The following is a 19,781-nucleotide window of genomic DNA, read 5'->3' on the forward strand; positions in this document are numbered from 1 at the left end:
CTTTAATTTTATAAAATACAAGGGAAGCGATTACATAAATTGCCAATTTGTACCATTTTACCATGCTATATATTTATATTTGTTGTCTCAGTTTTTGAGGAAATATTTTTTTTAAAACGGACCATTTACATGTTGACCCAATCTCAGTTAGAGCAATTCGCCGGTACGCTCGAAGGCGCACTTTTATATGATGATCTTCATAAAACGCTTTATTCGACCGATGCCTCGGTATACCGGATAAGACCTAAAGCAGTTGCCGTGCCTAAAACGATTCAAGATATTAGTAAACTAATCAGGTTTGCCGCCCAGCATCATCTATCCATTACGCCAAGAACGGCTGGAACTTCGCTTGCCGGACAAACAGTTGGTGAGGGAATTGTGGTGGATGTTTCGAAAAACTTTACCAAAATCCTGAATTTTGACCCAATAAAAAAAACAGTTACGGTTCAGCCCGGTGTGATTCGCGATGAACTGAATTTATTTCTGAAACCTCACGGCGTATTTTTTGGTCCTAATACTTCGACTACAAACCGTTGTATGATTGGGGGAATGGTTGGGAATAATTCATCGGGGACAACATCGATCAGATATGGTGTTACACGCGATAAAATTGTAGAGATCAAAGGACTTTTGAGCGATGGATCTCAGGTAGTTTTTAATGAACTGACTTCGGCTGAATTTATCGAGAAAACCAAAGGTGATACTTTAGAAAATAAAATATATAAAAGTCTTTATGATGAACTTTCTCTTAAAGCAACGCAGGACGAAATTATAAAAGAGTTTCCAAAACCGGAAATTCACAGGCGAAATACGGGTTACGCGGTTGATATTTTACTGAAATCGGATTTATTTGGAGGAACGGAACCGACAATAAATGTTGGGAAATTACTTTGCGGAAGCGAAGGAACTTTAGTATTTACAACCGAAATTACCTTAAAAGTTGATGATTTACCGCCGGCTAATAATATTATGGTAGTGGCGCATTATCATAGCATTCAGCAGTCGCTGGAATCTGTTGTGGTAGCGATGAAACATCATTTGTATACTTGCGAGATGATTGATGATACGATTTTAGATTGTACCAAAACAAGTCGAGAACACATTAAAAACAGATTCTTTTTGGTTGGAGAACCAAAAGCGATTATGATGTTTGAAGTGGCTTCGCACGATCCGCAAGATGCCGAAAGGCAAGCGAATGCTTTGGTAGCTGATTTGGAGAAAAATAACTTTGGTTATGCCCTTGTAAAGATTTACGGCGCGGATATCGAAAAAGTAAACGAACTTAGAAAAGCCGGCCTTGGACTTTTAGGAAGTATTGTGGGGGATGATAAAGCAGCTGATTCTATAGAAGATACAGCAGTTGAGCTGAGTGATTTACCGGCTTATATTGCGGAGTTTTCAGCCATGATGCTGCGTCACGGGCAAGGCGCCATTTACTACGCGCATGCTGGGGCGGGAGAACTGCATTTGCGTCCGGTTTTGAATTTGAAGAAAACATCTGACTTAAAACTCTTTAGAACCATTGCAACCGATGTGGCGATTTTGGTCAAAAAATACAGAGGTTCGTTGAGTGGGGAACACGGGGATGGAATTGTGCGCGGAGAATTTATTCCCTTTATGATTGGTCAGACTAATTACGAATTGCTCAAAAGAATCAAATTGGCCTTTGACCCGAATTCGGTTTTCAATATTGGCAAGATTGTAAACGCCTTGAAAATGGATGAAAACCATCGTGTGGTTTCAGGAAGGGTAGAGCCCGATATTAAAACATTTCAGGATTTCTCAGACAGTTTAGGAATTTTGCGCGCTGCCGAAAAATGCAACGGATCGGGAGATTGCAGAAAATTGCCATCGGCGGGAGGAGCGATGTGCCCGAGTTATCGCGCCACTAAAAACGAAAAAGAAACCACGCGCGCCAGAGCCAATGCATTGCGCGAATATTTGACCTATTCTGAGAAAGAAAATAAATTCGACCAGAAAGAACTTTACGAAGTTTTTGAGTTGTGTGTGAGCTGTAAAGCCTGTGCGAGTGAATGTCCCAGTAATGTGGATGTGGCAACCCTAAAGGCGGAATTTCTATACCAATACCAAAAAGCAAACGGGTTCTCGACCCGAAATAAGATTTTTGCCCATAACGCAAAACTAAATAAAATGGGAAGTAAGTTTCCCTTGATTACCAATTTCATTTCCAATCAGTCCCTTGTAAAGAAAAGCATGGGAATTGCGCCGCAAAGACAAGTACCGCTTTTGGCGAGAAAGACTTTCAAGAAATGGTACGAGAATCATAAACCAGAGCAAAATAATTTCCCTAATGGACAAGTGTACTTGTTTAATGATGAATTTACCAATTATTATGATGTGAATATCGGGATTGATGCTTTCGAACTATTGACCAAATTAGGTTACCAAGTTTTGGTCGTGAACCATGAAGAAAGCGGAAGGACTTATTTATCGAAAGGATTTCTGGAAGAAGCCAAGAAGATTGCCAATATCAATATCAATATTTTTAAAGATCTAATTTCGGCAAAAGTGCCTTTAATTGGGATAGAACCTTCGGCAATTTTGACTTTTAGAGACGAATATTTGCGTTTGGCAGATAATAAAGAAGCGGCTGAAAAAGTTGCTCAAAGCGCTTTTACGATCGAAGAATTCTTTAAAAAAGAAATCATCGAGGGAAAAATAAAACCGGATTCTTTCTCAGAAGAAAAAAAAGAGATCAAAATTCACGGACATTGCCATCAGAAATCATTGAGTTCTGTTGAAGCAACTTTCGCAATGCTAAATTTACCAACCAATAATACTGTTACGATTTACAATTCGGGATGTTGTGGAATGGCGGGATCTTTTGGTTATGAAAAAGAACATTACAAGGTAAGTATGCAAATGGGGGAAGATACGCTATTTCCAAAGGTTCGCGCTACTGGTCAAGACGTAAAAATTGCCGCGGCGGGAACCAGCTGTCGCCATCAAATTTTTGACGGTACAAGCAGAGAAGCGCAGCATCCGGTAAGTATTTTAAGAAGCTCTCTGAAGTGAGAGGTTTAAGTGCAGAGAGTTCGCCAAGATGTAAAACTTTTGCCAGAGGTTAGCAGATTAAATTAATTAAAATATGCTCCCTAAATGATTCTAATCTCTGGCAAAAAAATAATTCACAATAAAACAAAATGGTTTTATATATTTGAAATCAGGATATTTTTTGCATTATTTGCAAAATAAAACCGCAAAGACCGAGTTAAATTAATTTTAAAAGCAAAACCATATATGGCATTATCAGGTTTATTCCGAAAAAAAACGGTACAAGATATTCTGAAACAAGTTGCAAAAAACGAAGCAGACGGTCATAATGCATTAGGAAAACATTTAACGACCAAAGATCTAACTGCTTTTGGGATTGCTGCTATTGTAGGGGCAGGAATTTTTAGTACTATCGGAAAAGCCAGCGCAGATGGCGGTCCGGCGGTAATCTTTTTATTTTTATTTACTGCATTGGCCTGTAGTTTTGCGGCTTTTGCATACGCTGAATTCGCCTCAATGGTTCCTGTTTCAGGAAGTGCCTATACCTACTCATATGTTGCTTTTGGAGAATTAATCGCATGGATAATTGGCTGGGCTCTAATCATGGAATATGCCGTGGGAAATATAACGGTCGCCATATCGTGGAGTGATTATTTTACCGGACTTCTCCAGAGTGGGGGAATTCATCTCCCGCAATGGATACAGATGGATTATCTCACGGCTTCAACTGGTTTTGCAGATGCAGAAGCTCTGATGCAAAGCGGGAAATCTTTTGATAATTTAAGCGCTTCATTACAGACAGCACATACTGCCTGGACAACAGCGCCAACTATTGGTTCTTTTCATTTCGTGGCTGATTTACCAGCATTGTTTATCATTGTTTTAATTACGGCCTTGGTCTATAGAGGTATGAAGGAATCTCGTAACGCGAGTAACTTAATGGTGATTGTAAAGCTTTGCATAGTACTTTTAGTAATTGCCGTTGGTGTGTTTTATGTAGATACAGCCAATTGGGATCCTTTTGCGCCAAATGGAGTAAGTGGAGTTTTAAAAGGAGTTTCGGCTGTTTTCTTTGCTTATATTGGTTTTGATGCTATTTCAACAACTGCCGAAGAATGTAAAAATCCGCAACGTGATTTACCACGTGGTATGATGTGGGCGATCATTATTTGTACGATCTTATATATTGCTATTGCTCTGGTTTTAACCGGGATGGTACGCTATAACGAATTAAATGTTGGAGATCCTCTGGCGTTTGTTTTCGATAAACTAAACCTAAAATGGATGTCAGGAATTATAGCCGTTAGTGCTGTAGTGGCTATGGCGAGCGTTCTTTTGGTTTTTCAGATGGGGCAGCCTCGTATCTGGATGAGTATGAGCCGTGATGGTTTATTGCCAAAGAAATTCTCTACCGTGCACCCAAAATTCAAAACACCATCATTTGCAACAATTGTAACTGGTTTTGTAGTGGCAGTACCGGCCTTGTTTTTGAATCTTACCATGGTTACCGATTTATGTAGTATTGGGACATTATTTGCCTTTGTACTGGTTTGCGCAGGAGTTTTGGTTTTACAAAACAAACCAGAGATTCCAAGAGGTAAATTCAAAACACCTTATATCAATTCAAAATTTATTTTGCCTGTTTTAATGATCGCCGGATTGTATTATGCTTTCGCATTTAACAGTAAAGCTACAATGGCTTTTATTAATAATGATGCGCAAACAAACGATGCAACCACAATTATTACCTCTTTGGATAAAGAACAATCAGCAAAAGTTTTCAATTATTTACAAAGTATCGATATAGATAATAAAACTGCAAAAACGACCGATTTAGAACATTTATTGAGTCAGTATCAGGACAACGATGCCAAATATGCTCAGGTTGTAAAAGGATTGCCTATTAACGATTCTTTAAAATACGAATCAGGTTTTAGTTTATTTAAACACAAAATCCCAATGTGGATTTTCTTATTTGTTTTGGTAGGATTATCCATTTGGGCATTCAGAAAAAACTTGTCTTTAATTCCCCTTTTAGGGCTTATATGTTGTCTTTACATGATGGCTGAGCTAAGCGTTTGGAACTGGATTTATTTCACCATCTGGTTGCTCATCGGGCTTGTGATTTACTTTACCTATAGTAGAAAAAACAGTAAACTTAATTTCCCTGCAGAAGCATAGATGCTTGTAAAGTACAAATAGAAAAAGCCGTTCTGAAAAGTAATTCTCAGAACGGCTTTTATTTTTCATTGCCAATAATGGATTAAAAAATATTTTTTTTCACGTAGCATTATGCAGATTAAATCAAATTTAATTTTTGATTTTTTAGCTAAATAAAATCTACATGAAATAATCTTGGTAAATCTCTGCGAAATCCCCCCTATAAAACCCCAAGCTCCACCATACAGGCCTTCATCATTTCATATGTACGTTCAATATCGTTATCCAGCCCAATTGAAAAACGAATCAAGCCATCGGTTAATCCCATTTCATGTTGTTCCTCTAGAGGAATCTCACTAGAGGTCGAGGTTCCAGGCGCGCTGAATAGTGTTTTATAAAAACCTAAACTGACCGCGAGATAACCTAGGTTTCTGGCTTGCATTAATTCCATTAATTCATTGGCTTTAGCCAAAGTACCAACATCAATTGTCATCATTCCTCCAAAACCATACTCGGGATTAATCATCGTTTTGTATAATTCATGGCTTGGATGACTTTTTAATCCCGGATAAACCGTTTTAAGTCCGTCTTTTTCGAATTTATCCGCCAGAACATGCGCGTTATGACTGTGCTGTTTGATACGGATATGAAGGGTGCGCAGATTTTTCATCACAGAGGCCGATCGTAAACTATCCATAGTTGGTCCCAGAAGCATACTTGCTCCGGAATTTACATTTTTAAGTGAATTGATAAATTCCTTTGATGCGCAAGTCACCCCACCAACTGTATCGCTACTTCCGTTAATGTATTTGGTCAAACTGTGAATGACAATATCCGCTCCTAATTTAGCAGGAGAAACAGACAATGGCGAGAAGGTGTTATCGACCACCAGTTTCAAATTATGCTTTTTAGCAATCTTTGCCAAGCCGGCAATGTCAGCCACTTCGAGTAACGGATTACTAACAGTCTCGCAATACAAAACTTTAGTTTTTGTACTAATTGCAGCTTCTACAACATCGAGTTTTGTGATGTCTACAAAACTCGTTTCAATCCCGAAGCGAGGCGTGAAATTCTTTAAAAAAGCATACGTACCACCATAAATTGTTCTGCTCGATACGATGTGATCTCCCGCACCACAAAGCTGTAATAGAGTAGGGGTGATCGCGCCCATCCCTGAGGCTGAAACATTTGCCGTTTCGGTGCCTTCCATTGCTGCCAAAGCCTGATCCAGATATAAGTTACTCGGCGAGGAATGGCGAGAATACAAATAACATCCTTCCATATTCCCCTCAAAAGTATCGAACATGGTTTTGGCCGAAAGAAAAGTATAAGTCGAAGAATCAGATATAGAAGGATTCACCCCTCCAAATTCGCCAAAGTATTGCAGATCCTGAATTTTGTCTGCTGGGTTAAAATTTTCCATAATAGTTGTTGAGTTGATATTTTATTGTTTTTTATCATTATCATTGCAATTTTCAGGACCTATTTTCTGGTATCTGTTCTGGGCGAGCAACAGCGAACCGGCAAAGTAATCTTTTGCATGGAAGCCCCACGCAAAATGATTTCCACTTCTATCAGGTCAGGAGCACTTATTTTCAAAATAAATTCTATTCAAAATAACGTTTATTGTGAAAAATAATCAACTATATAGCTTATAATTAGGTTTTAAAACTATAAATGTAGATTTATAGAGATTTTTAATCTAAATTTGATTCCGAAAGTATAACTCATTAGATTTTCTTTCACCTGCACAAAAAAAGGATAAGCAAAAAAAAGACTATGATATTAGACCCCACCGATAAAAAACTCCTGGTCTTACTGCAAAGCGATAGTAAAAAGACAACTAAAGAATTGTCCTTAAAACTCAATCTATCGGTTACGGCTGTTTATGAAAGAATTAAAAAGTTAGAGCGGGAAGGTATAATAAAAAATTATGTAGCATTAGTAGATAAAACCAAAATAGATAAAGGATTTGTGGTTTTCTGTCATCTAAAACTCATTCAGCACACCAAAGAATTTCTAACCAAATTCGAAAGTGAAGTCATCAAACTCCATGAAGTTTTAGAATGTCACCACGTGAGTGGTGATTACGATTATATTTTGAAAGTCTTAGTAAAAGACATGGAAGAATACAGGGAATTTCTGGTCACCAAACTAACCTCTTTACAGCATATTGGAAGTACCCAAAGCATGTTTATGATTAGTGAGGTAAAAAATTCTACCATCATCGGGTTTTAGAAGCCTCAAATGTTTTTGTTTCGTGTTTGATCTTGCTTTACTTTGGGTTCTTTACTTTGGCAGAAAAAGTCCAGACTCAGTTTTGCCAACCTCTCCAGATCTTTGTAAGCTTTACGATAAAATGTCCAATCCAAAAAAAACTTTTGCATCTTGGCGTCATTGCGGGCAAATTCTCAACCCAAAATTTCACGCAAAAAACATTGAGATTTAAACTTTAAACAAAACTTTATTGCTTAATTTTGTATCGCTAAAAATAAAATTTACAAACTATGAGTTCATTTGACGTAGTCATTATAGGTTCAGGTCCTGGCGGATATGTATCAGCAATTCGTTGCGCACAATTAGGTTTCAAAACAGCAATTGTAGAAAAGTATAACTCTCTTGGGGGAACCTGCCTTAACGTAGGTTGTATTCCTTCAAAAGCATTATTATCTTCTTCTCATCATTATGCCGAAATTGCACATTTTGCAGATCACGGAATTGAAGTTTCCGGTGATGTAAAAATCAATTTAGAGAAAATGATCGCGCGTAAACAAGCCGTTGTAGATCAAACCGTAGGTGGAATCAACTACTTGATGGATAAAAATAAAATCACTGTTTTCAATGGTTTAGGTTCTTTTGTAGACGCAACGCACATTGCAGTTGCTAAAGCTGACGGAACATCAGAAACTATCGAGACTAAATACGCTGTAATTGCTACAGGTTCAAAACCATCTTCTTTGCCATTTATCAAAATCGACAAAGAAAGAATTATCACCTCCACTGAGGCTTTGGCTTTAAAAGAAGTTCCAAAACATTTAGTAATCATTGGTGGTGGAGTTATCGGAATCGAGCTAGGACAAGTTTACCTTCGTTTAGGGGCTCAGGTTTCTGTAGTGGAGTTCATGGACAGAATCATTCCTGGAATGGATAGTTCATTGTCTAAAGAATTGACTAAGGTATTGAAAAAACAAGGAATGAAATTCTATGTTTCTCACAAGGTAAAATCAGTGGAAAGAAACGGTGATGCGGTTGTTGTTCAGGCTGAAAATGCAAAAGGAGAAACAATCACTCTTGAAGGAGATTATTCATTAGTTTCTGTTGGTCGTCGTCCTTACACAGACGGATTAAACGCTGATAAAGCAGGAGTAAAAATTTCAGATAGAGGACAAGTAGAAGTAAACGATCATTTACAGACTAATGTTCCAAATATTTATGCAATTGGCGATGTTGTTCGTGGAGCAATGCTGGCACATAAAGCAGAAGAAGAAGGAACTATGGTTGCTGAAATCTTAGCGGGTCAAAAACCACATATCGATTATAACTTAATTCCTGGTGTAGTATACACTTGGCCGGAAGTTGCTGCAGTTGGACAAACTGAAGAGCAGGTTAAAGCTTCAGGAACTCAATACAAGGTAGGAAGTTTTCCTTTCAAAGCATTAGGTCGTGCAAGAGCAAGTGGAGATCTTGACGGATTTGTGAAAATCATCGCTGATGCTAAAACAGATGAGGTTTTGGGAGTTCACATGATTGGAGCGCGTACAGCAGATTTAATTGCTGAGGCAGTTACAGCAATGGAGTTCAAAGCTTCTGCTGAAGATATTTCAAGAATGAGCCATGCGCATCCAACTTTTGCCGAAGCAGTAAAAGAAGCAGCATTGGCCGCTACAGATAATAGAGCTTTACACGTATAATCTGCGTTAAATTATATTTAAACCGCCAGCTTCTTGGGAACTGGCGGTTTTGTTTTATGATAGATTTATTTAAAGGTTTGTAAAAATGTAAAAAGCAATTATAATTCTGTAAAACAATTGTTTTGATTTCGGCTTATCTTTACAGGTCTAAAAGATAATGTTATGAGAAATAGATATATAGCTCCGGTTATCCTGGGGGCAGGAGTAGCACTTGCACTTTATTCCTGTGGAGCAAAAATTCCGCAAAAGGCAAAAGCAGTAACTAATTTTGATAAATCGAAATATTTAGGAAAATGGTACGAAATAGCCAGGCTGGATTTTAAGTATGAAAAAGATCTGAACAACGTCACGGCGGAATATTCTCTAAACGATAACGGAACGATAAGAGTAGATAATAAGGGCTATAATGTCAAAAAAGACAAATGGGAAGAAAGCATAGGAAAGGCCAAGTTTGTCAAAAAAGACAATATTGGTATGCTTAAGGTCTCATTTTTTGGTCCTTTTTATGCAGGATATAATGTAATTGCTGTTGATGAAAATTACAAGTACGCACTTGTTGCAGGTGAAAACTTAAAATACATGTGGATACTCTCTCGAGAAACCACTATGCCAGAGAGTATAAAAGCGGATTACCTTATCAAGGCTCAGGAAATTGGATATAAGGTCACTGATCTGGTTTGGACAGAACACAATAAGACAAATTAATAGAGATTATAACGTTGAGTCTTTATTAAATAAGAAACCCGGTACTCAAAAAAGTATCGGGTTTGTTTGTTTGTTTTAAAAGTAAACTGGATTATCTGGTAAAAACTGATTTATAATTATCCCAATATCTGTAGATCAAAAATAAGTTAGCCAGGAACAATAAAACCGCAATTGGTAAACCCTCAGGGGCTAAAAAATAATTGATAAACAAAATGTTTACCGTAATGGGTAAGATCAAAATATTGGCCAGTGTTACATAACGCCCCGTTACAAAAGCAATTCCGCAAAGCAATTCAATCGACTTTGCTAAAGGCATAATATAGGTTGAGGCCATTAAACCAACATTAAAAGCTTTAAAGTTTCCTGTTGTTTCCGGTTCAGGTGCTAGATGAAAGAAATAACTTATAGAAGCAAAAAGCAACAAAAGACCAATTAAAACGCGGACAATAATGGTAGCGATTTTCATAATACTAGATTTAATAAGGTTAAAATATATAATTTAATTGCTGATAAACATCTTAAATCTGAATTCCTTAATAAAATGAAAATCTGTTTTTATTGTTATTTTATTGAGGATTCAATAATCATTATAACTGTAAATTGTATTTAATTTAATGCTATATCAAATATAGCGAATTTTTCATTATCAAATCGCTAATTTATTAACACTTTTCTTATTTCTTTGCGTATTTTTTGTAAAGAAAAAATCCGCCTAAACCAATTAAAATAAATGGCCAAAGATTAATTAAGAAAACAAAAACTGATTCGAGAATATACCAGCCATTTTTAAGCGAATCAAGAATCTGCAGGCTTAAATTTGGCTTGTAAGCATTGCTGTTTTTCTCACTTGCCATTGTCTCTTGTCTAATGGTTTCATTTTGATAAAGCTGCAAAGTAATAGTGCTAAAATTAACCTGATCTTTTAGAGATAAATTATCAATAATTCTGCTATCGCTAGCTTCTTTTTGGTTGGCCAGGGTATTTTCGGCTTCAATAACATCATTTAGTTTTTTGCCTTTAGCATCAATTGCATTTTCAACTCTTTTTTCGGTTGAAGCGCTTCTTTTTTGCGAAAGCTGATTCGATAATAATTTCAACGACACATCATCGGCTTTGATGACTCTAAAGTCAAGAAAATCAATCTGTTTGGCAATAGTTTTTATAACAGTATCAAGCTGGGTGTTAGGAACGCGAATCGTAATGTTATTCTCGACCGTGTATTTGGTGGTTTCAAGGGTACTATCCTGACTGATTTTGGTTTTAATTTGATCGTGAATATTACTTTGTAAATTGGTATAAGTTACAAAACCTCCAAATTTTTGAGTTGCGTTTTCAATTGCATAGGTAGACTTGACGACATTCTTTACCTTGAATTTAATATCGGCAGTTCGAATAAATTTTTGCTTACTGTTTTTATCGACTACCGCCGCCGACGATGAAACAGCAGTGCTATCTGCTGAAACACTCATATCGGCTGATTCTCCATACGAAGAGTTATCAGCTTTCTTACAAGAAAATAGTAATGCAATGATTACTACAGAGGTCAATGATAATTTTGCAATTGTTTTCATAAAGGTTTTAAAATTTTATTAATAAATAATGTTTTTTAGAATTATTAATTTTGATTTTATGTTAAAAATCTGTTTAGTTAATAAGTCTTAATTCGGTGTACTAAAAAGTGTGCCAATATTTTTTGAGTATTATTTTATTGAAGGATTTTTTTTGTCGTAATTTTGAAATCTAAAAATTATACTTTTTTGAGAGTTTCCATTCATAAACATATTTCAAATCCAGGGCACTTTAAACAACAACTTTTAAGCTGGTCGCAACAATTTCGCGAAGTAGTTTTTTTGGATAGCAATTCTTATCCGCAAGAATATTCCAGTTTTGATTGCGTGTTGGCTGTGGATGCTTTTACGTCTTTAAAAACTGATTTTCATAACGCTTTCGACGATTTAAAACAATATCAGCAAACGACCAAAGACTGGCTTTTTGGTTATCTTACCTATGATTTAAAGAATGATCTTGAAGAGTTAAAATCTTCCAATTTTGATGGTTTAAATTTTCCGGATCTGTTTTTCTTTCAACCCAAAAAGATTTTTTTATTGAAAGGAAATCAGCTTGAAATTCAATATTTATTACTTTGTGATGATGAGCTTGAAGATGATTTTCAAGAAATTGTTCAAACTCAAAATGATTCTTTTATCACCCTAAGCGGAGTTGAAACGGGCGGTGAAGTGAAACAAAGAATTTCAAAAGAATCTTATGTCGAAAAAGTAACAAAAATGCTCGACCATATTCATAAGGGAGATATGTACGAAGCGAATTTTTGTATGGAATTTTATGCTGAAAACGCGATTATAAATCCGCTTGAAAAATTTCAGAAACTAAATAAAATATCACAGGCGCCATTTTCGGTTTTCTTTAAAAATTACAAACAATTTTTACTTTCTGCCTCGCCTGAAAGATATTTAAAACGAGTAGGAGATACCTTGATTTCCCAACCCATAAAAGGAACCTCGAAACGATTTACAGATCCTGTCCAAGACGAAAGATCAAAACAGTTTCTGGAGTCAGACTCAAAAGAGCGTGCCGAGAATATCATGATTACAGATTTAGTGCGCAATGATCTATCACACACAGCTCAAAGAGGCTCCGTTGAGGTGGTAGAACTTTGTAAAATCTATTCGTTTTTGCAAGTGCATCAAATGATTTCCACGATAACTTCAAAACTAGATCCTCAATATTCGCCAATAGATGTTTTAAGAACTACTTTTCCAATGGGAAGTATGACGGGCGCTCCAAAGATTTCGGTTATGAATATTATCGAAAATCTCGAAGAAACCAAACGAGGTTTGTATAGCGGATCGATAGGGTATTTTACCCCTGAAGGCGATTTTGATTTTAATGTTGTAATTAGAAGTATTTTGTACAACCAGGAAAATAAATACGTTTCATTTTCTGTGGGAAGTGCCATTACAGCACAATCAATTCCGGAAAACGAATACGAAGAATGTTTGTTGAAGGCGAAAGCGATGCACGAAGTTTTGAAGTAAAAGTTAGCCAGAGATTAAAGGGTTAAAATGATTTTTTTTCATGCAGTCCATAACTATTGGGAGCAGATCAAAACAGGTTTAATTTAGATTTTTGTAAAATTAATCTACCTTTAAATCTTTTTAAATCTGCTTGAGTCCATATAGAGAATCTGTGCTAATCTTTTTGATGTGTGGCAGAAAAGAAATAATTCGTGCTAATTCATGCAATTCGTGGCAAAAAACATACGCTTAACAATTCATTTAAAAATAGATCGAATTTAATTTTTTACATTTATCGAATGTTTTCAAAATTTCAAAATCATATCATTTCAAGATTTCCATTTCTGGGAGATAAAAAACTTTTTCTTGCTGTTAGCGGAGGATTGGATAGTATGGTTTTATTTTATTTACTCAAGCAATTGCCGTATGAAATTGCGGTTTTACATTGTAATTTTCAGCTTCGTGGATTAGAAAGTTTTGGCGATCAGAGTTTTATTCAGGCCTATTGTGATCAGAACAATATTCCTATTTATACCACACAGTTTGATACCGAGGCTTTTGCTAAAGATTATAAATTGTCGACACAAGTTGCAGCACGTGAATTGCGTTACAGTTGGTTCTATGAACTTTTAGAAAAAGAGAATTTCGATTATATCTTAACGGCACATCATGCCGATGATAATCTGGAAACCTTTATTATCAATCTTACCCGCGGCACAGGATTAGAAGGCTTAACCGGAATTCCCCAACAAAACGATCGTATTATTCGTCCGCTTTTGCCTTTTTCCAGAGAAGAGATCCTGAAATATGCTGAAGATAATAATATAGAATGGCGGGAAGACAGTAGTAATGCATCAAATAAATATCTTCGAAATAAGATTCGCCACGATTTGGTGCCGATGCTCAAGGAAATCAACCCTAATTTTTTGAATGCTTTTCAGAAAACACAATCCTATTTGCAGCAGTCGCAGGAAATGGTTGAAGATGCTTCGATTATGATTTATCAGCAAATTGCCAAAGAGCAGGGTGACGATATTCATTTTGATCTAAATCAGCTTAAAAAATTACCCAATTATAAATCGTATTTATACCAGTGGCTGAACGAATTTGGTTTTTTGGCCTGGAATGATATTTATGATTTGGTTGATGGGCAATCCGGAAAACAAGTGCTTTCGGCAGAATTTCGCTTACTAAAAAACAGAGATACGTTGATTTTATCACCTATTTCTGAAATGTCAGAAAAGGAAGAATTTGAAATTTTTGCAAACGATAAAGAAGTTAATTTTCCCTTAAAATTAAAGCTTTGTAACGTTAGTCACATAACAATAGATTCAAATAAAGCTATCTTTGTGGACGCTGAAAAAATCCAGTTTCCTCTTGTTTTACGTAAATGGAATCAGGGAGATATTTTTCAACCTTTTGGGATGAACGGAAAGTCGAAAAAAGTAAGTAAGCTTTTTAAAGATGAGAAATTATCGCTGATCGAAAAAGAAAAAACGTGGATTTTGTCTTCAGATAATCAGATTGTATGGGTTGTTGGAATCAGACAGGATGAACGTTTTAAAATTGAAAATGCCACAAATAAAATACTTAAAATAGAATTAGATAATGAACTTTAATCAATACCATCAAACGATAATGTCGAAAAGTGTTTGGAATAAAATCATCATATTTTTCCTGTTTTTTGCTTTTGCAAAAGGAAATGCGCAAATCCTGGAACCGGTAAAATGGACTTCTAAAATTGAAAAAAAATCAGGAAATAACGCCGTTTTAATTTTTGATGGAACAATTGAAAAAGACTGGCATATGTATTCGCAATTCACGCCGGAGGGTGGGCCTCTTGCGCTGGAGATTGCATTTAAAAATCAAAAAGGGAACTATACTTTAGTTGGCAAGGCTAAAGAAGGTAAAACAAGAACAGCTTTTAATGATGTTTTTGGAGTAAACGAAACTTTCTTTGAAGGTAAGGCACATATCGAACAGGAAATCACCATCATAAATCCGAATTTAAAAACCGTTGATGTTGAGTTTGATTTTCAGGTTTGTAAAGAAGTTTGTATCAATTCCAATAAAAAATTCTCCATTGCAATTCCCTCAACATTTAAAATGGATGCAGTTGCCAGTGTGGCAGAAGTAAAAAAAGATGAAACTAAAGTAGAAGGTCTAGCTGTTGATACAGTAAAGCCTACAATTGAACCGCAGAAAACCGAAACTGCTAAAGTGGCTGTTGATGATGCTTCTTCTGCCAAAGAAGATGTTCCCGGGCCAGCTCCGGCAAGAAGTTTATGGTCTATCTTTTTTATTGCTTTTATATCAGGATTTGCAGCCTTGCTCACACCTTGTGTTTTCCCAATGATTCCAATGACGGTAAGTTTTTTTACCAAACAAAGTAAAAGCAGGGCAAAGGGAATCAGAAACGCTATTTTTTACGGACTTTCCATTATTGCTATTTATGTTATTTTAGGATTAATTGTAACTAAAATATTTGGTGCAGATGCATTAAATGCTTTATCTACAGATGTTTGGTTTAACTTAATCTTCTTTATTATATTGATCATTTTTGCTACTTCATTTTTGGGGGCTTTCGAAATTATGCTGCCAAATTCATGGGGAAATAAAGTAGATCAGCAAGCAGACAGAGGCGGAATAATCGGAATATTGTTTATGGCTTTGGCCTTGGCAATTGTATCATTTTCTTGTACAGGGCCAATTGTAGGGACATTATTGGTTGAAGCAGCTTCAAACGGAGGAATTGCTCCCGTTGTAGGGATGTTAGGATTTTCTTTAGCATTGGCTTTACCCTTTATGTTGTTTGCAATGTTTCCGGGTTGGTTGAATTCTCTGCCAAAATCCGGCGGATGGCTCAATACTGTAAAAGTAGTTTTAGGATTCTTAGAATTGGCCTTAGCATTTAAATTTTTATCAAATGCCGATTTAGTTTTGCAGTTGCATTTATTAGAAAGGGAAGTTTTTATCGCAATCTGGATTGCCATTTTTGCAGCCTTGACTTTATATTTATTTGGAAAAATTACTTTGCCTCACGATAGTCCCCTACAACATATTTCGGTTGGAAGATTGTATTTAGGATTACTTACATTAGTATTTACAGTATATTTAATTCCGGGTCTTTGGGGAGCACCATTAAAATTGATCAGCGCTTTCCCACCACCACCGCAATATAGCGAAAGTCCGTTTGGAGTAGGAGGTTCTGGTAATTCAGGCGGAACTGCCGAGTCTATAAAAGGATTGCCTGATGGGGCTGAATTAGGACCGCATGGTATTATGGTTTTCCATGATTATGAAGATGGACTGGCTTATGCAAAATCAATCAACAAACCAATTATGCTTGATTTCACCGGCTATGCTTGTGTGAATTGTAGAAAAATGGAAAACAATGTTTGGTCTGAGCCAACTATTTTACCTATTCTTAAAAATGATGTTGTTTTGATCTCCCTTTATGTAGATGATAAACGCGAGTTGCCAAAAGAAGAACAATTTGTAACAACATCCGGAGATAAAATCATTACTGTTGGTGATAAATGGACTGATTTTATGATCTCAAAATATAAAACCAATACACAGCCATTATACATTATCACTGATTTAGAAGGCAAGAATTTAAACACTTCAAAACCAACTATTAGTTATGTAAATGCTGATGAATATTTGCATTGGCTCAAAGAAGGAATTGGGAATTTTAAATAGAATTTGTTTTTTAGAATATAGAAGATAGATCTGAAATTATAATGACAAGGTTGAATTAATTCAAAATAAAAAGCACTCTGGGTAAAAAAACTTAGAGTGCTTTTTTATGTATACTGTAAATCCACAATCGCAGATATACATTCTACAATCTATGTTCAATTTTCTTTCTTCTATCTCCTTAATCTAAAGAAATGCTTAAAAGCAAAAAGCACTCTAAGTCAGACTCAGAGTGCTTTTTCAATTTTGGCTAGGTTTTGGTTTTGGTTTGTTTTTTTATAAAAATTCTCCGTGTTGAGAGATGTCTAATCCTAATTCTTCTTTTTCTTCAGTAACTCTTAGAGGTGTAATTTTATTTACAACAAAGAACAAGATGTAAGAACCTACGAAAGCGAAGATTGAAACGATTACCAGAGCAGTTAACTGGTTGATGAATAAAGTTGGAGTTCCGAAAATCAAACCTTGATTATCTCCAACAGCAGGATTAATTGCTTTAGAAGCAAAAACTCCTGTTAATAGCATTCCTACCATACCACCAACACCGTGGCAAGCAAAAACATCTAATGCATCATCAATTTTACCTTTAGGGAATTTACTCACTACTAGGTTACTAACAATTGCAGAGAAAGCTCCGATGAAAATTGCGTGAGGAATACTAACGAAACCTGCGGCAGGTGTAATAGCAACAAGGCCTACCACAGCTCCGATACATGCACCAAGTGCAGATAATTTATGTCCGATGATTTTATCAAGGAAAACCCATGCCATAGCAGCTGCAGCAGCTGCAACAGTTGTAGTTCCTAAAGCCTGTACAGCCAAGCCGTTTGCTCCAAGTGCAGAACCTGCGTTGAAACCAAACCATCCGAACCAAAGTAAACCTGTACCTAATAATACATAAGTAATTCTGGCAGGATTCACTTTTTGAATTTTTCTTTTTCCTAAGAAGATTGCTCCGGCCAATGCAGCCCAGCCAGCACTCATATGCACAACTGTTCCTCCGGCAAAGTCTAATACTCCCATTTTAAAGAAAACTCCATCGGGATGCCAGGTCATGTGTGCTAAAGGAGCATATATAAGTAAGATAAATAAAACCATGAATAATAAGTATGCCCAGAAACGTACACGCTCTGCAAATGCACCAGTGATTAATGCAGGTGTGATGATGGCAAATTTTGCCTGAAACAATGCAAATAACATAAAGGGAATAGTTGGGGCAAGACTCCATGCAGTGTTAGTGCCAACACCTTCAAAGAATAAATTAGTAGATGGATTTCCGATGATTCCTCCAATAGTAGGACCAAAAGCCAATCCGAAAGCAACAACAACCCATAAAATAGTAACAATTACCATTGCCATGAAACTTTGAAGCATTGTACTGATAACGTTTTTCTTACCTACCATTCCTCCGTAGAAAAATCCTAGTCCTGGTGTCATAAGCAATACAAACGCAGTTGCTACGATCATCCAAGCTGTATCTCCTGTGTCAAACTTTACAGCCTCTGCCGGAATAGGATTATCAGACAGGATAAAGTTGGATATAAAGGTTAGTACCAAAATAGTGATAAGGATCACACTTAAAATAATTTTTCGCATAGTTATTTAGTTTTAAATTTTTTATAAAAGTATAAAATCAATTGACACCCCTATGAAAAATAGAGTCAGATGTTTAATTTTTGTTAATTTTAGAATTTAACCCCCTGTATTTTGCGTGTATTTGTTAAAATGAACTTAAAATTTATAATTTATTAATGAGAAACATCAAAATTTGCCTCGGGGAAGATTTTATTAACAGAAAAATGAAAGAATAATTTTAAATTTAAGAGTAATTATGTTCAACTATTTAAAGATTTGATCAGAATGGTGATAATTTTAAATAAAAAAGGCATCAAATGAATTTCTCAAATGATGCCTTTTTTATAGAAAAGAATTTACTTATTTCTGGTTGTATTTCGCTTTGAATTTATCGCTGAGTTTGGTTTGAAAAGTTTCTAAATTAATTGATCTTCCCTGAATAAAGGCGCTCGTTAATTTATTTGTTCTCATATCCAGTGCATCACCATCAGAGATAAATAATGTAGCGTCTTTGCCTGTTTCCAGTGTACCGCAAGTAGCATCGATACCTAATAATTTTGCTGTATTTGAAGTAATAAGCTGTAGTGCTTTTTCTTTGTCAAGACCAAAAGCTGCACAGGTTCCTGCAAGGAACGGAAGGTTTCTTACACTCATACGTTCGTGATCGCCGCTGTTTTCAAGGCCTACCACAATACCTTTATCAGTTAGTATTTTAGCCATTTTGTAGGGAAGATTTACATCCTGGTCGTCACTTGTTGGCATATCGTGAACACGTCTTAGTAAAACACCAACATTGTATTTTTGCAATACATCTGCTGATTTATAAGCTTCGAATCCTCCAACGATAACAATCTTTTTGATCTGGTTGTCAACGGCCAATTGTATTGCATCTACAATCTGTTTTTCTTCGTCGGCGTGAATATAAAGTGTTTGAGTTCCGTCAAAAATACCTTTTGTAGCTTCTAAAACTACATTTCTTTCTTTGGAAGAAGCCTGATTGTATGCTTTTGAATTGATTAGAAACGCAGCGATTTCTTCAACCTGTTTAGGGTAATCTTTATTTGCCTCGATTATTCCGGGTTCAAACCATGATCCTGATCTTTTAAAGTTCGATGGAAAATTAAGATGAATTCCATCGTTTTCTTTTAAGATTGCATCCTGCCAGCTCCATGCATCCAATTGTACTACTGAAGAAGTTCCTGAAATTCTTCCTCCACGTGGTGTAATCTGAGCAATTAAAATACCATTTGGACGTACGGTTTCTACTACTTTCGATTCTGAATTATAAGCAATAATACTTCTCACATTTGGGTTAAAACTACCAATTTCTTCCTGATCGTCTGATGATTTTACAGCGTCAATTTCTACCAAGCCCAGTGTTGCATTTGGAACTATGAATCCCGGGTAAACATGTTTTCCCCTGGCATCAATAGTAGTGTCATAAGCATTGGCAGCAAGTCTTATGGTTGTTGCATCGGCCACTAAGGTAATTTTCCCATCCTTAAAACCAATTGCACTATTTTCAATAACAGTTCCGTTGCCTAAATGTGCAGTGGCATTTAAAATTAAAACCGATTTAGTTTGTTTTGGTGCCGGTATTTGTTGTGCTTTTATTTGTACCGAAGCGCAAACTGCGAGCAGCATTATATAGATGTTTTTATGTATCATATTGTCTTTTTTT

13 protein-coding genes are annotated in these 19,781 nt (G+C 36.0%); 8 read left to right on the forward strand and 5 right to left on the reverse strand.

All coding sequences use genetic code 11. The annotated features are described in order from the left end of the window. Positions 1-129 precede the first annotated feature (129 nt). Entirely contained in the window at positions 130-3,036 is a 2,907-nt protein-coding gene (locus tag IRZ78_RS09790) for an FAD-binding and (Fe-S)-binding domain-containing protein (protein WP_194616357.1), read from the forward strand. Positions 3,037-3,261: 225 nt separating this feature from the next. Next, positions 3,262-5,196 carry an amino acid permease gene (locus IRZ78_RS09795; RefSeq protein WP_194616358.1) on the forward strand — a complete coding sequence of 645 codons (1,935 nt, stop codon included), beginning with the start codon at positions 3,262-3,264 and terminating at the stop codon, positions 5,194-5,196. 199 nt (positions 5,197-5,395) lie between these two features. Here the strand turns inward: IRZ78_RS09795 and IRZ78_RS09800 are convergent, their stop codons facing one another. Continuing rightward, positions 5,396-6,598 (reverse strand): aminotransferase class I/II-fold pyridoxal phosphate-dependent enzyme, encoded by a 1,203-nt coding sequence (locus IRZ78_RS09800; protein WP_194616359.1) that lies wholly within the window; start codon positions 6,596-6,598, stop codon positions 5,396-5,398. Positions 6,599-6,954: 356 nt separating this feature from the next. Here IRZ78_RS09800 and IRZ78_RS09805 point away from each other — a divergent pair, with 356 nt between their 5' ends. The 3 genes from IRZ78_RS09805 to IRZ78_RS09815 all read left to right on the forward strand — a co-directional run bounded on the left by IRZ78_RS09805 (position 6,955) and on the right by IRZ78_RS09815 (position 9,791). Then, positions 6,955-7,413: an Lrp/AsnC family transcriptional regulator gene (locus IRZ78_RS09805; protein WP_194616360.1), complete on the forward strand. Its 459-nt coding sequence runs from the start codon at positions 6,955-6,957 to the stop codon at positions 7,411-7,413. Positions 7,414-7,682: 269 nt separating this feature from the next. After that, entirely contained in the window at positions 7,683-9,086 is a 1,404-nt protein-coding gene (gene lpdA / locus IRZ78_RS09810) for a dihydrolipoyl dehydrogenase (protein WP_194616361.1), read from the forward strand. Positions 9,087-9,248: 162 nt separating this feature from the next. Further along, entirely contained in the window at positions 9,249-9,791 is a 543-nt protein-coding gene (locus tag IRZ78_RS09815) for a lipocalin family protein (RefSeq protein WP_194616362.1), read from the forward strand. 91 nt (positions 9,792-9,882) lie between these two features. On the opposite strand, the gene IRZ78_RS09820 is transcribed toward IRZ78_RS09815, so the two are convergent. Continuing rightward, positions 9,883-10,257 (reverse strand): DoxX family membrane protein, encoded by a 375-nt coding sequence (locus IRZ78_RS09820; RefSeq protein WP_194616363.1) that lies wholly within the window; start codon positions 10,255-10,257, stop codon positions 9,883-9,885. Between the two features lie 208 nt (positions 10,258-10,465). Further along, positions 10,466-11,362 carry a DUF4349 domain-containing protein gene (locus IRZ78_RS09825; RefSeq protein ID WP_194616364.1) on the reverse strand — a complete coding sequence of 299 codons (897 nt, stop codon included), beginning with the start codon at positions 11,360-11,362 and terminating at the stop codon, positions 10,466-10,468. Between the two features lie 186 nt (positions 11,363-11,548). Between IRZ78_RS09825 and IRZ78_RS09830 the strand changes: the two genes are divergently transcribed. The 3 genes from IRZ78_RS09830 (at position 11,549) to IRZ78_RS09840 (ending at position 16,531) form a co-directional block, all read left to right on the forward strand. Next, positions 11,549-12,847: an anthranilate synthase component I family protein gene (locus IRZ78_RS09830; RefSeq protein ID WP_194616365.1), complete on the forward strand. Its 1,299-nt coding sequence runs from the start codon at positions 11,549-11,551 to the stop codon at positions 12,845-12,847. A 278-nt stretch (positions 12,848-13,125) separates the two neighbouring features. Then, positions 13,126-14,445: a tRNA lysidine(34) synthetase TilS gene (gene tilS, locus IRZ78_RS09835; RefSeq protein ID WP_194616366.1), complete on the forward strand. Its 1,320-nt coding sequence runs from the start codon at positions 13,126-13,128 to the stop codon at positions 14,443-14,445. Further along, complete coding sequence (locus IRZ78_RS09840) at positions 14,435-16,531, forward strand: thioredoxin family protein (protein ID WP_194616367.1); 2,097 nt, start codon at positions 14,435-14,437, stop codon at positions 16,529-16,531. The genes tilS and IRZ78_RS09840 overlap by 11 nt, the downstream gene beginning before the upstream one ends. A gap of 273 nt (positions 16,532-16,804) precedes the next feature. On the opposite strand, the gene IRZ78_RS09845 is transcribed toward IRZ78_RS09840, so the two are convergent. Together IRZ78_RS09845 and IRZ78_RS09850 are read right to left on the reverse strand one after the other, a co-directional pair. Next, the gene (locus IRZ78_RS09845) at positions 16,805-18,121 is read right to left on the reverse strand and encodes an ammonium transporter (protein ID WP_065448139.1); all 1,317 of its coding nucleotides are present in this window, start codon (positions 18,119-18,121) and stop codon (positions 16,805-16,807) included. 339 nt (positions 18,122-18,460) lie between these two features. Then, complete coding sequence (locus IRZ78_RS09850) at positions 18,461-19,768, reverse strand: amidohydrolase family protein (RefSeq protein WP_194616368.1); 1,308 nt, start codon at positions 19,766-19,768, stop codon at positions 18,461-18,463. Positions 19,769-19,781: the final 13 nt, after the last annotated feature.

The organism is Flavobacterium sp. CSZ, from assembly GCF_015350725.1.
GTDB lineage: Bacteria > Bacteroidota > Bacteroidia > Flavobacteriales > Flavobacteriaceae > Flavobacterium.